This window comes from Siphonobacter sp. BAB-5385 (assembly GCF_002261125.1).
Classification (GTDB): Bacteria; Bacteroidota; Bacteroidia; order Cytophagales; family Spirosomataceae; genus Siphonobacter.
Map to the genome: position 1 here is coordinate 67,315 of NZ_NMPS01000220.1, position 13,737 is coordinate 81,051.

Sequence of the window (13,737 nt, forward strand, 5' to 3'; positions counted from 1 at the left end):
GTTCTTTTTAAACCTATAATTATGGGAAGTATGCAACTGAAGCGTCGAGCTTTTTTAGTCAGTTTATGCCTGTCGCCCGCCCTTTTAACCCACGCTCAATCGTCGGTACGCCGGGCCGATGTAATTATTTACGGGGGAACGTCGGCGGCCGTCATGGCTGCCGTACAGGTAAAGAAAATGGGCAAAACGGTACTGGTCGTTTCGCCCGACAAGCATTTGGGCGGCTTATCCTCGGGTGGGCTAGGTTTCACCGATACGGGAAATAAAGAGGTCATTGGTGGATTGTCACGGCAGTTTTACCAGCGACTTTACCAGCATTACCAGCAGGATTCCGCCTGGAAATGGCAAAAACGCGAAGCCTACGGCAACAAAGGGCAGGGGACCCCCGCCATTGATGGCAACGCCCGGACCATGTGGATTTTCGAACCCCACGCCGCCGAACAAATTTTTGAGGATCTGATTCGGGAACATAATATTACGGTGTATCGCGAAGAGTGGCTGGACCGTTCGACCAAAGGTCTTACGAAAAAAGGCGGAGCAATCCAGTCTTTTCGGACGCTCAGTGGACAGATATACCAGGGCAAACGCTTCATCGATGCTACGTACGAAGGCGACCTGATGGCGGCGGCGGGCGTGAAGTATCACGTGGGCCGCGAAGCCAACCGCGTCTACGGTGAAACCTGGAATGGCGTGCAGCCCAACGTATTTCAGCACGGCCATTACTTCAAAGCGAAGGTGAGTCCGTACAAAGTGCCCGGTGATCCGAAGAGTGGCTTGTTGCCGGAAATTGCTGCCGAAGGGCCGGGGCCGAAGGGTGAGGGGGATTCTAAAATTCAGGCGTATTGCTTCCGGATGTGCATGAGTAACCATCCCGACAACCGTGTACCCTTTCCCAAACCCGAAGGTTACGATCCCGCCCGGTATGAGTTGCTGGGCCGGGTATTTGACAGCGGCTGGCGGGAGACGTTCCAGAAGTTTGATCCCATTCCCAATCGTAAAACGGATACCAACAATCACGGCCCGTTCAGCAGTGACTATATTGGTAAAAACTACGATTACCCCGAGGCCACGTACGAGCGGCGGCGAAAGATCATTCAGGACCATCAACGGTATCAGCAGGGCCTGCTGTACTTTATGGCTAACGATCCACGCGTGCCGGAAGACGTACGTAAGGAGATGAGTCAGTGGGGGTTGGCCAAAGATGAGTTTACCGATAACAACCACTGGCCGCATCAGATTTACGTTCGCGAAGCCCGCCGAATGTTAGGGGAATACGTGATGAAGGAGGCGGATGCATTGGGGGAAACGACCGTACCGAACCCGATTGGTATGGGCTCGTACTCGCTGGATGCCCACAACGCCCAGCGGTATGTCACGCCCGAAGGGTACGTACAAAATGAAGGCGACATTGGGGTACATCCGAAACAACCCTATTCCATTGCCTACGGCTCAATCTTACCCAAAGAGAAGGAATGTTCGAATTTGCTGGTGCCGGTCTGCGTATCCAGTTCGCACATTGCTTATGGTTCCATCCGAATGGAACCGGTATTCATGATTTTGGGTGAATCGGCGGCGACGGCGGCGGTGCTTTCAATCGATAAGAATATTAGTCCGCAACGATTACCGTATGGGGAGTTGAAAGCGGTTTTGCTAAAGAATGGACAGCGGTTGACGTTGTAAGAGGGTTTTTCTTTTCCCCGTATTGCCTACGGGGCTAGTCATATTGAATCCCTTCGGGGTTGCGATGTCTGGTTAGAGGGGAGGGACTAGTGCAGGTTAAGAAACCCGCACCAGTGGGAACCCCTTCGAGCTCAGGTGCTCTTAATCCCGAAGGGGTTCAATATGACTAGCCATGGGTCGCACCCATGGCTAGTTTTTATTCCGACCGCCCCTCCAGTACTCCCTCACTTAACGCATACAGTTGTTGCAAGGCCTGTACCGTTTCCGGCGAAGGTTCCTCCCACAGGTTTCGTTGGGCGGCTTCGAGCAGACGTTCGGTGATAGCCTGCAAGGCCCACGGATTGCTTTCCCGCAGGAAATCCTGGAGTTGCGGGTCGAGGGCGTAGGTTTGGGCTACTTTTTCGTACATCCAGTCTTCAAGAACCTGGGCCGTGGCGTCGTACCCGAAGAGATAATCGACCGTGGCCGTCAGTTCCAGACCGCCCTTGTAGCCGTGGCGTTGCATACTTTCCAGCCATTTCGGATTCACCACCCGCGAACGGAATACCCGCAGAGCCTCTTCCTTCAAATCCCGCACCACGGGTCGGGCGGGGTTTTGCGAGTCGCCGAAGTAATGCTTGGGCTGCTGTCCGGTCAGACTACGAATGGTTGCGATCATGCCGCCGTGGAATTGCAGGTAATCATCACTATCGAAAATGTCGTGTTCGCGGTTATCCTGGTTGTGCAGGGCCACTTCCACGCCCGAAAGCCGCTGCTGAAACTCCTGTCGGGCATCTACCCCCGCCGCCTGTTTGCCGTAGGCGTAACCACCCCAGTTCAGATAAGCCTGAGCGAAATCCGCTTCATTCTGCCAGTTTTTTTCGTTAATCAGGGGCAAAATTCCCGCCCCGTAACTACCCGGTGCCGCTCCGAAAATGCGATACGCTGCCCGTTCCTCCGCCTCTTCCAGCGGCAAATCCTGTAGTTGACTTAAATCCTTTAAGTAATGCTTGCGGACAAAATTCTGATCCTCCGGTTCATCCAAGGCGATGACCAGCTGTACGGCTTCATCCAGTAAATCAATCAAATGCGGGAAGGCATCGCGGAAGAACCCACTGATCCGGGTCGTGACGTCGATTCGGGGTCTTCCCAAGTCCGTCAGCGGAATGATTTCAACGCCCGTAATTCGCCGGCTTTCGGTTTGCCAAACGGGTTGCACGCCCAGCAGGGCCAGAATTTCGGCCACGTCATCGCCGTGCGTTCGCATGGCACTCGTTCCCCAGATGCTGATGCCTACACTTTCGGGGTAAGTTCCAGATTCCCGCTTATGTCGTTCGAGTACCTCGCGGGCCAGTTGCTGACCCACTTCCCAGGCCGCCTGTGAGGGTAGGGCACGGGGATCGACGGCGTAAAAATTGCGTCCGGTCGGGAGGATATGAGCCATACCCCGGGTAGGAGCCCCACTCGGACCGGCGGGAACATACCCACCCGAAAGACCGTGCAGCAAATTAGAAATTTCCTCGTCCGTTCGGGTCAGGTTCGGTACCAGCTGTTCACACACGTACTGCAGGACGGGTCGCAACTGATCCAGCTGGGCCGGAGGAAGCTGGAAGGTTTCAAAGAGTACTTCATCCAGTCGCGACGGCTGGAACCGATGTTGTAGCAATACCCGAAACAGGTGATTACTCATCTCATCGATCACTTCCAGAGCATCCGCCGCCGTAATGAGGGGACGGCCCGCCCATTCCTGAAAATGCGGGTCAACCTGCGGCAGTTTCTGTCCTTTGTGTTCCTGTAAACGTGAAAAATCAAGGTTGAACAGGCCCGCAATCGTCTCGGGTAAGCTGGCGAAATCCTGATTGGGCAGGCGAGTCATGGCCTGTAATAAATCAACCAGAGCGTCGCCTTCGGGTACTTGCCCCAGGGTGTGCAAGCCATTGCGAATCTGAGCCGCTCCCAGTTCGCAGAGGTAGCCGTCAATGTCTTCAATCAAGTGAGCAATGTCCTTGCCTGCCATCTCCGTCAGCGTTACGGGTACGCCTTCGGGCGTCAGTTCATCGTCCCAGTCATGTTTGTGATCGCCATGTCGCGACTCAGCAGGGCCGACAAATCCGTATCCAGATTCGTCCGCTGAATCAACTCCCAGATCTGCCGCTGGAGTAGGGGAAGTTTGGCCGGATCCAGCATTTCCACCTGATAATATTCATCCACCAGTTGCGTGAGCTGAGCCAGTTCGCCGTACTGGTCAGCGGTAGTCATGGGCGGCGTCAGGTGGTCAACAACAACGGCGTGGCCCCGGCGTTTGGCCTGCGACCCTTCGCCGGGATCGTTGATAATGAAGGGATAAAACAGGGGTAAATCACCCAGAATCGCATCGGGAAAACAGTTTTCCGACAAGCCCATCCCCTTGCCCGGCAGCCATTCCAGCGTACCGTGCTTGCCCACGTGCACCAGAGCATCGGCTTTCCAGACATCCCGGAGCCAGCGGTAAACGGCGTAGTAATGGTGCGTCGGAGCCAGGTCCGGCTGGTGATAAATGGCGTCGGGGTCCATGCCATACCCCCGGGGAGGCTGAAGCAGCACGATGGCATTTCCCAGCTCGATACCCGCGAATGAAATTTTTCCTTCATGTACATAGGTTTCGCCCGGTGGAGGTCCCCATTGCTTGAGCATTTTCTGCTGGAGCGGTTCGGGTAACTCTTTCAACCACTGCGTGTATTGCGAAGTAGATACGCGTCCCACTGCCTGTGCGAGTTGCTCGGGCGTTAGGTAGGTTTCATCGTACGAACAGCGGTCAATGAGCTGGTGAATCAGTTCCGTACCCGTGGTCGGTAGGTTTTCCAGCGAATACCCTTCATCCTGCATGGCCTGTAACATCGCCAGGAGGGAAGCCGGAGCGTCGAGTCCGACGGCATTGCCAATCTGGGAGGCTTTGGCGTTCGAATTGGTAAAAATGAAGGCGACTCGTTTCTGAGCGTTCGGCGTATGCCGAAGTCGGGCCAGTCGCTGAGCAATTCCGGTTACCCGCTCGATGCGATCGGGGACAGGCTCATACGCCGTGGTATCGCCGTTTTTTTCCTTGAAAGAAATGGGAACGGTGATGATACGCCCGTCAAATTCGGGAATGGCGACGTTCATGGCCGTATCCAGGGGTGTCAGGCCGCGACTCGATAATTCCCAGGGCACACGACTCATTCCACTCGTGATGGCCTGTAAAATCGGTACATCGAGCTGACGTAAAGCCCCGGACGAACCCTGCTGATCGGCATCCGTCATGGCATAGGAAACCGTATTGATCAGCGTATCAATGGCCACGCCTGTCGTTCGATCAAAAAACTGAAAGGCCTGCGGGCAGCCCGTTCCGGGATGAATCGCTTTCAAGGAAGAAGTATACACTGCCAGGGCATTGATCTGGCGATCTTCCAGTGAACGAATCAAGGCATCGACGAAAGCCGTGTTCCCACTGATCCAGTGCGAACGGTAAAAGGTAATCCCGACCGTCGGTTGCCGGGGATCGTAATGTTTTTGCCAGTCGCTCAGTTCCGCATTTTCGGGTAAGTCGGGATGGTAAAGGCCGTGTTCGGGCAGCGTCTGGGGCAGGTCGGCTCCGTACCCCGTCAGCAACAGGTGATCGGAAAGGTAGTACAGCAGCGACGTAAAATTCCCCGCTCCGCCCGCCTGCACGTAGGACAAGGCATCCTGCTGAATGGCTGGAGATACCGTAGAAACCGCCGCAAATTCGGGGTTTAGTTCGCCCGTACCGCTGATGACAATCAAATGCTGCTGATTCTGCTGGGCCCGCTTCACCAGTTCATGAAAACCCGGTACGCTACTGGGCCGTCCGTGAATTCGCAGAATAATCACCTGAGCCGCTCCAATCTCCCGCTCCAGCAACTGAGCCATGTGAGCCTCGGTCTTGATCGCCAGTAAACTCAGGCCCAGTACTTTGGGAAAATCGTCGGGTAAACTGATCCGGCTGAGGGTCAGCAAATCCGTATCGGCGTGCGTCAGAAACACGATTCCATCGGTGGGCGAGGGCGTTTCTCCGCGTAGGGTAGCGGTTTCCGAGCCTTTCCAGGTGTAATACTGAAAGACAAATTCGGCCAGTTCGGCGGGCGGACTCAGGAAGCAGTCGGCGGCCAGCATGCGATCAATGTAATCGAAAATGGCTTTGATGTGCCATTCGCTATTGACCGAATGAAACCAGACCGAATGCCCGTCGAAAAGCAACGTAGCCACGTTCGCCAGCGTGCAGGGGCCCAGGCAGCCGCCTTTGGTCAAGTGAACCTGATTCCGCATTTTTCGGCGGAGCCATTCGTTTTTGTAGACGTCAACCAGTACCGGGGCGTACCCGCGGTCGGTTCGCCCGCAGCAGCAGGCATTATAGCAGTAGGACAAATGTCCCCGCCGCTGGACCAGATTAATGGCTTTTCCGTCGGGTCGCATGACCCGTTGCCGTTTGATTTCAGCCATGTTGATGCGTGGAAAGGGAAGTAGAAAGCGTACGAAGCAGATCCGTCAGCCACGTTGGGCCATCGCCCCAGTATAAGTGTACGTACGAAGCCAGGGTATTTTGTACGCGGTAGATTTTAGTCCCGACTTCCAGACCCCGGGCATTGCGGACCGGAGCCAGGGAAGCAAACTCTTCCGCTTCCTGTAAGGTAGAGTAATGAAACTCGTGACCTTTCAGTAAGGTATTTTGAAAGTGAATTTGTCGATAACCCAGGGTCAGCTTCGCGTGTTGCAGACTCGTTGAAAAGGGAAACACCCCCGCCATCGGATAGCTGTGACCTTCCGCATCGGTTAACTGCCGGCCCAGGTACATCAACCCGCCACATTCCGCGTAGGCGTATCCGCCGTTCTGGCAATACGCTCGCACGCTTTCCCGAAAGGACGTATTGGCACTCAGGGCCTGAGCGTGCAATTCAGGGTAGCCACCGGGCAGGTACAAGAGATGCGTTTCGGGCAGCTCGCTATCCCGTAGCGGACTTACGTACTGTACTTCCGCCAGGGCTTCCAGCACCGCTAGATTTTGGTGATACTGAAATGAAAACGCTTCATCCCGGGCGATAGTCACCTTACAGGCCGTACGATGGGACAAGGCTTGAGCTAGGGGAGCCTCTTCATTGGTTTTAGTAAGGGCTAAGAGCCGATCCAGGTTAATGGTCTGCGGAATCTTCCGGGCGATGGCTTCGATGATTCGCTCGTAGTCGATCTCCGAAGACGTACGTAACCCGAGGTGACGCGATGGAATGGTAAAATCGGGATGGGTAGGGAAATAGCCCAGACAGGGCAACCCTACATCCTGACAGGCTTCTTCCAGAAAACGGAAATGCGAGGCCGTCTGTACACCATTGAAAAGGACGCCGGCGATTTGTATGCCCGCGTAAAAATGCCTGAAGCCGTACAGGAGTGGTGCTGCCGAGTACGCCATTGCCTTGGCCTGTACCACCAGGATGATGGGTATACCCAGGCATTCGGCCAGCGAGGCCGTACTTGCCTGCATCCGGTCGGCTCCGTCGAACAGGCCCATCACACCTTCGGTAACGGCCACATCCGCTCCGGAACGGTACGTTTGATAAAGCGTTTTCAGGTGTTCGGGGGAGGCCATAAACAGATCCAGATTGATACTGGCTCGTCCGGCGGCCGTACGATGGTGCTGACTATCAATGTAGTCGGGCCCGCACTTGAAGGGCTGAACCGTTAGGCCCCGGTGTCGCAAAGCCCGCAACAGACCCAGCGTAAGCGTCGTCTTACCCGAACCACTGTGCGGAGCCGCAATGAGAAAATGACTGGCCATGAAAGAATAAGCTGGCCTTCCTGAAAAAGACAAAAAAGAAGAATCGGAGACGTGTACACCCCTCCGGCAAACCTACTTCTGATTTCCGCCTTAGTCCGTGAAAGCGTGTAACCGATACAAAAAGGCAGGTCTCCTGGCTCGTTTCCTTCCCAAGGCCTTCCCATACGCGAGGTACAGTGGCTTCTCTAAAGAAAGTTTACAGTAGTCGGTTTTCCGTTTACAGTTGATTAGTGAAGTATTTTACTCCTGAAAACTGAAAACAGTAAGCTGAAAACTGAAAAACATACAGTTGCACGACAGCTCGTGATTTAAACCGCATCGGCGGTCCGCACGATTCCCTATTCATCCGCGGTTAAGCAGAACCTTTTCGGGGACGAAGATACGTTGCTTTGCTTGCCTTTCAGTAGGATAAACCCTGGGATTCGTCCCCAATGGTTGGGATAGTAGTAAGATTATTGAATCCGTTAACTGTCAAAAGGAAAGATTACCTAGTGAAAATTTGACAGTTTTCGCTGACAAAAGGTAAGAAAAACAATTTTGGCATGCCCGTTTAAAAGAGCGGAAGTGATGAAGAAATGTCTTCATTACATTCGTTTGATCAACTTTTAAAAAGGAGGTAACTATGTCACTCATGAGAAAAAAGGATGAGCTGTTTCCCAGCTTCCCCAGCTTTTTTGATGATTTCCTAGGTCGCGACCTTTTCAATTGGAATCAATCGCATTTTTCATCGACGGGTACGACCGTTCCGGCGGTGAATATTCGCGAAACCGCCGATGCGTTTGAAGTCGAAATGGCTTCTCCGGGGATGAGAAAAGAAGATTTTCACATCCAGCTTGACGGAAATACGCTGAAGATTTCCTCTCAAAAGCAATCGGTAACGGAAGACAAAAAAGAAGAACACTACTCCCGCCGGGAGTTTAGCTACCAGTCTTTTGAGCGGACCTTTGTTCTGCCGAAAGATGTCGTCAATGAAGAAGGCATCCAGGCCCGCTACGAAAATGGACTGCTGCATCTGACCATTCCTAAACGGGAAGAGGTAAAACAGAAAACTCCCCGGTTGATTAGTATTCAGTAATTACTGCGATACTTCACTTTTGAAAGGACTGCTTTAGAAGCAGTCCTTTTGTGTATAAGGGGCTATTGAGGGGGTAGGAAGCCTTTTTAATTGTGGTTTGACGAGCGTCTGTGACGCTTGTCAATGCGTTCTACAAGGCAAAGCTTTGCGACAGTTCCTAGATACAAAAGGATTACTCCCGAAGCAGACAAACCAGCAACGAACTTTCCTGCTAGAACGAAAACCACTCGATCCACAAGGAGTGTATCTTTGAATACAAATCTTATCTAAATCTTTCTATGAAAGTATTCTTTGTCCGCACACTTCTGATGGCTCTGCTGGGGCTGGAAGTCACCTTTGCCCAAAGTAATAAACCTTTATACACTTTTCCTATTGGGGTTCAGGCGTATACGTATCGCAATGAATTTGCGAAAGACGTGGAGAAAACGCTGGATCTGATTGCCTCGCTGGGCATTACGGAAATCGAGGGAAATACGCCGAAAGGTCTGACTCCGGAAGCGTACAAGCAGATGCTTCAGAAGCGGAAGCTTACCATACCCGCCACAGGAGCTTCGTACGAGGAGCTGGTGAGTGACCCTCAGAGTGTTATCAAACAGGCAAAAGCCCTGGCTCCCGGTACGTTATGGTCGCCTGGATTCCGCATCAGGGAGCATTCAACATCGATCATGCGAAAAAAGCCGTCGAAGATTTTAACAAAGCGGGCAAAGTACTGAAAGCTGCGGGTTTAACTTTCTGTTACCACAACCACGGCTACGAGTTTAGCCCTTACGTACAGGGAACGTTGTTTGATTACCTCGTCAAAAACACCAATCCGTCGGATGTTTCCTTTGAGCTGGATGTTCTATGGGCTCAACACGGCGGGGCCGACCCCGTGGCTTTGCTCAAAAAATACGGCAAACGGTTTCAGTTGATTCACCTGAAAGACCTTAAGAAAGGAGTAAAAGGAGACTTTACGGGATCAACCCCGCTGGAAAACGACGTAGCCTTAGGAACAGGACAGATCGACATTCCCGGCGTTATTAGAGAGGCCAAGCGGCTGGGCATTCGCCATTACTTTATTGAGGATGAAAGTCCGAGTATCGCTCAGCAGGTGCCTCAAAGCATTGCGTACCTGAAAGGATTAAAAGAATAAAAATGCCTTGATAGAAAAGCCCCCCGCTTAAAAATCAGCTTTTAAGTGGGGGCTTTTTGTCTAAATACCTTATAACTCAAGTACCTGAGATCCTTCCTGAAGGGGATAGACTTTGCCCTTCCAGTAGAAAGTGCCACTCGTCGCCGGAGGAAGGGTGATGCGGGCGGTTAACTTGCCTTGTGCGTTTAAGGTATACTGCGTTTTGATCGTCCCTGCGGGGTGGGGCATACTCCCCGAAGCTTCTTTCAGGGTACCTAAGGCCGGAGCAATCCTTATTTTCTTAAAACCTGCCGCCTCGGAATCAATGCCGAGTACGATGCGGTAAAACTCGATATTCGGACTCGAACCCCAGGCGTGGCAGTCCGACCGGGACGGTTCGGGCATTTCGGCCCAGGTCGTCAGGCCCAGTCCCATCTGATCCTGCCAGAGTTGCAGATGATTCAACAGAAGATCACCCAGTCCGGCTTTGCTCAGGGCCTGATTCACGTAGTAGCGAAAGTAAATGGTGGTTTGCGTCAAACTGCGATCCGAAAGTACCGTTTGCATCACCTGCTTGGCCTGATCTGCTTCAACCACACCCGCGAGTACCGCCAGAGCATTGACGTGCTGGGAATACGAACGCTGCGTTTTTGTATCCGCTAGTAGCCCTTTTCCCGGGTTCCAGTAATGCTGATAAATGGCTTTCTTCAGGTTCGTTTGTAGCGTCTGGTAATGCTGAGCCAAAGCGGGCAGGCCCAGGTTTTGTTCGAGTTCAGCGGCCATTTGCAGGGACATCAGGTACAGCAAATCCTGAAAAGCTGAATCACCGTCTTTTTCGCGGGGCGGTTCGCCGTAATCGAAGCTGTTTGCCCAGTCGGCAAAAAACCAGTTCGGGACGTAGCCTAAACTGTAATCGGGCTTGAGCCATTGTTCGTACCAGGATAAAATCTGCCGGTGGGCGGGAAGCAACGTTTTCAGATAATTCGCATCGTCCCGGTAGCGATAGTAATCATAGCCCATGCCAATCCAAAGCAGTGAAAACGAAGAAATAAACTGGTGCAGATTAGAAGGGTATCGGCTCATGGTCAGTCCATCGGCTACCATCGACTGCCGACCCTGCTCCAGGGCATTTTTCACCAGCCACGGGTCGCGGGTGTTGTAGAGGGTAATCAAGGCCTGGATGCGGGTATCGCCGAAATACTGCAACTGTTCGTAGTACGGACAATCCATGTACGTTTCGTTGGCACACAGCCGGGCCGTACGCCAGCCGATGTCGAGCATTTGCTGCAAATCTTTACGCTCCGGTACCGAAAAAGTCGTCTCCTGTTTTAAAGGATACCGCGAAGACGTTCCAAATAAATCTTCTAGTACGAGCGGTTCGTCGGCCGTCGTAACGAGCAAATTGAGGTAACGATACGTTCGCCACCACAGTGAGGTAAAGTCACGATTTGAACCGCCGTCAGCCTGAATCCGATCTTCGTATCCAACAAAAAACTTTCCTTCCATCTGATCGCGATGGCCTTTGGCGTGCGTCAGTGAATCACTGTATAAGGCTTCGCTGTAACCAATTCGAATTTCCGCGTCTTTTCCGCGACTGAATTGAAGTGACAGATAGCCCGTCGTTAGCTGTTCATTGTCGAGTAGCAGCCGCACCTTCGAATGAGCGGGAATGGTCAGGGACCTGGTTCCTTTCAAAAACCGGATGCGGGTTTCTCCATTCCTTCGGAAAGCCGGATGCGGGCCAGCCGTTCAGTAGCCATTTCCATGGGTGGAATCGGACTCGGTACCAGCAGGCGGTTTGGATAGTCGCGGTGGCCCTTGGTCGCCGCCGGCATACCCTGTCGGGCGGGTACCCAGGCCTGGTCGTTAAAGGAGGGTTGCTGCCAGCCCCAGGGGTAGGGCTGGGCATTCAGGTTATCGCCCGGACCGGCCACGTAATAGCCGTAAACGGGTTTTTGCCAGGGCGTATAGGCCGGATTACGCAGGCACCGCCAGCTGGTATCGGTGTTGACCAGTTGTTCAGCCTCCGTATCACCCTGTAGCAAAAACTCAGTCCGATTAAAACTCATTTGAGCTACGGGTTTGTACTCGGCAAAATTCCAAACTATGGCGGCGAGTACATTCTTCCCTTTTTTCAAATGAGGACCCAGATCGACGGTTTCAAAATTCCAGTTATACGGATCGCTGCGGGCTGGTCCCAGACTTACGAGCTTCCCATTCACAAAAAGCTTATAGCGATTGTCAGCGGAAACGTGTACGTAAAAGTGTTCAGGACGGGCCGTCAGATCAAAGCTTTTCCGGAAATGATACACGCCGTAGGCGTTGTCGGAGGCATTGGGTACCGAAATCCAGCGGGCCGCCCAGGCTCGCTGGAATAATTCGGGATTGATGTGGGCCTGCTGGTAACCCATTAAACGGATTTGAGCCGGTACGGGAAGAATCATAAGGCAGTAGAGCGTAAGCGGAAGAATAACGGTTCGAAGGAATCCACGCATGAGTAAAGAATTAAATACAACCAGGATAGAGGAGACGTTAAAGGTAGCAGTTTGAAGAGAATGCGTCGTTTATAAGGTATTAAATTTAGAGTCAGACCTGCGTAATCCAGGACATTTAAAACCGCCGGAATGCATACAGTGAAAAGTATATTTCTGTTAACCTCAGCTTATCGCGTATTTTTAAAACGTTATCACCCAAACATTAGCAAATGAAGCCCCTTTTTACCTTTCTGATTGCCCTCAGTTTATTGATTTCATGCAAAAGAAAAGACCCTAAACCTATTCAAAATGAATGGATTTACGTAACCCTTAGCGACCGGGAAGTCCACGCCTTTAACGCGGCTAATGGAAGGGAAGTATGGCAATCGGCTACTCAAAAGTCAGTGGCTACCAATCCGGTGGTAAACAATGGGCAGGTGTCTGTCTTTAACATGGACGGGAAGCTCATACAGTTTGATGCCAAAACAGGCATTAGAAAAAACGAAATTCAGCTCATCACTGATTATGTACTGAATGTACCGGGGGATGGTTTTCTTTTAGCCCACGAAACCTTATACATTGGTGGTAAGTACGAAAGTATACTGGCCTACAATATCCGTACCGGACAGAGTAAATGGCAATTGCGATACGGCTGGAATTCCGTAACCGAAGACCCCGTGCTGGTAGGCAACACCCTTTACTATGCAGCAATGTCCAAGCTATACGCCGTTAACTCCGAAACAGGAGCCATTCGCTGGCAGGTGGATCAGCTGGCACAACATACCCGTAAACCCTTTTACTACCAGGGAATGGTTTACCTGGCTACTTCGCATTATCCGGTAGGGAAGTTATTCGCTTTTGATGCGGCTACGGGGATTAAAAAGTGGGAAAGCTCTGAGGTAGATACCGGAACTACGCTGACGGCTCATGATGGACTGCTATTTATTGGAAGTGAAAAAACCGGCCGCTTTTGTGCACTGGATGCCAAGACGGGACAAATCCGCTGGAATCAGGCTACGCCTAAAATCAGCGTGAGTTCTAATGCTTACTATGCGAACAATCTGATTTACGTGGGAGGCTTCGAAAATACTCTGTATGCTTTTGATGCTCAGACTGGAATGCTCAAGTGGCATTCCACGGATCAGGGGTCTTCAGCGGGTAATTTTTCCATCGTGGTAGCCAACGGTGTTCTGTACACGCTCGGCCAGAAACTAAGGGCCATCAACCCGCAAAACGGCGTAGAACTCTGGTCCTTGACAGAGACGCCTGGTCAGTTTTACGGGGTTTCTACGCTGATCGTTACAGACTCCAATCAGAAAAACCATTATTCCGCCCAATCGGGTATGCAAGAGGTACAGTAAGGGTATTCGTTCCAGAGAGAGGAGACTTCGTTGAGGAGTCTCCTTTTTTAGTTACAAACCTTACAGATGCGTTGAGTTATGTCAACTTTAGATCACATAAAGGCCTTATTATTAGGGTTTTTCAATTTATAGTACTACCTTGTTAAACAAATACCGTTAACTATCGTTGATAGGAATAGATACGCTCGGAATCCCTCGCTCCTTTGTGTTCGCTGAGTAGCTACTTCTCGATCCCCGATCATTCTTTAGCTTTCCAG

General features: G+C 52.0%; 10 protein-coding genes and 1 riboswitch. Of the genes, 5 read left to right on the forward strand and 5 right to left on the reverse strand.

All coding sequences use genetic code 11. From position 1 onward, the window contains the following. Positions 1 to 30 precede the first annotated feature (30 nt). Complete coding sequence (locus BWI93_RS23115) at positions 31 to 1,680, forward strand: FAD-dependent oxidoreductase (RefSeq protein ID WP_094816059.1); 1,650 nt, start codon at positions 31 to 33, stop codon at positions 1,678 to 1,680. Between the two features lie 196 nt (positions 1,681 to 1,876). On the opposite strand, the gene BWI93_RS29135 is transcribed toward BWI93_RS23115, so the two are convergent. The 3 genes from BWI93_RS29135 to BWI93_RS23125 are packed head-to-tail and all read right to left on the reverse strand — an operon-like array spanning position 1,877 to position 7,459. After that, entirely contained in the window at positions 1,877 to 3,676 is a 1,800-nt protein-coding gene (locus BWI93_RS29135; RefSeq protein WP_255158023.1) for a cobaltochelatase subunit CobN, read from the reverse strand. Between the two features lie 32 nt (positions 3,677 to 3,708). Further along, positions 3,709 to 6,132 carry a cobaltochelatase subunit CobN gene (locus BWI93_RS29140; protein ID WP_255158024.1) on the reverse strand — a complete coding sequence of 808 codons (2,424 nt, stop codon included), beginning with the start codon at positions 6,130 to 6,132 and terminating at the stop codon, positions 3,709 to 3,711. Then, a complete protein-coding gene (locus tag BWI93_RS23125) occupies positions 6,125 to 7,459 on the reverse strand; it encodes a cobyrinate a,c-diamide synthase (RefSeq protein WP_094815834.1) in 1,335 nt (444 codons plus the stop codon). The genes BWI93_RS29140 and BWI93_RS23125 overlap by 8 nt, the downstream gene beginning before the upstream one ends. 105 nt (positions 7,460 to 7,564) lie before the next feature. Beyond that, a riboswitch (cobalamin riboswitch) is annotated at positions 7,565 to 7,841 on the reverse strand. Positions 7,842 to 8,090: 249 nt separating this feature from the next. Here BWI93_RS23125 and BWI93_RS23130 point away from each other — a divergent pair. The 3 genes from BWI93_RS23130 to BWI93_RS29810 all read left to right on the forward strand — a co-directional run bounded on the left by BWI93_RS23130 (position 8,091) and on the right by BWI93_RS29810 (position 9,666). After that, a complete protein-coding gene (locus BWI93_RS23130) occupies positions 8,091 to 8,534 on the forward strand; it encodes an Hsp20/alpha crystallin family protein (RefSeq protein ID WP_255158025.1) in 444 nt (147 codons plus the stop codon). A 278-nt stretch (positions 8,535 to 8,812) separates the two neighbouring features. Next, positions 8,813 to 9,247 carry a hypothetical protein gene (locus BWI93_RS29805; protein WP_369679210.1) on the forward strand — a complete coding sequence of 145 codons (435 nt, stop codon included), beginning with the start codon at positions 8,813 to 8,815 and terminating at the stop codon, positions 9,245 to 9,247. Next, the gene (locus BWI93_RS29810; RefSeq protein ID WP_369679211.1) at positions 9,157 to 9,666 is read left to right on the forward strand and encodes a sugar phosphate isomerase/epimerase family protein; all 510 of its coding nucleotides are present in this window, start codon (positions 9,157 to 9,159) and stop codon (positions 9,664 to 9,666) included. Before BWI93_RS29805 ends, BWI93_RS29810 begins: the two co-directional genes overlap by 91 nt. A gap of 69 nt (positions 9,667 to 9,735) precedes the next feature. Here the strand turns inward: BWI93_RS29810 and BWI93_RS23140 are convergent, their stop codons facing one another. Then, positions 9,736 to 11,340, reverse strand: coding sequence for an alpha-L-rhamnosidase C-terminal domain-containing protein (locus tag BWI93_RS23140; RefSeq protein ID WP_217902322.1), 1,605 nt, complete (start codon positions 11,338 to 11,340; stop codon positions 9,736 to 9,738). Continuing rightward, positions 11,337 to 12,140, reverse strand: coding sequence for an alpha-L-rhamnosidase N-terminal domain-containing protein (locus tag BWI93_RS28345; RefSeq protein ID WP_217902323.1), 804 nt, complete (start codon positions 12,138 to 12,140; stop codon positions 11,337 to 11,339). The genes BWI93_RS23140 and BWI93_RS28345 overlap by 4 nt, the downstream gene beginning before the upstream one ends. Positions 12,141 to 12,349: 209 nt before the next feature. On the opposite strand from BWI93_RS28345, the gene BWI93_RS23145 reads away from it, so the two are divergent. Then, positions 12,350 to 13,480 (forward strand): PQQ-binding-like beta-propeller repeat protein, encoded by a 1,131-nt coding sequence (locus BWI93_RS23145; RefSeq protein WP_094815838.1) that lies wholly within the window; start codon positions 12,350 to 12,352, stop codon positions 13,478 to 13,480. The last annotated feature ends 257 nt before the right edge of the window (positions 13,481 to 13,737 follow it).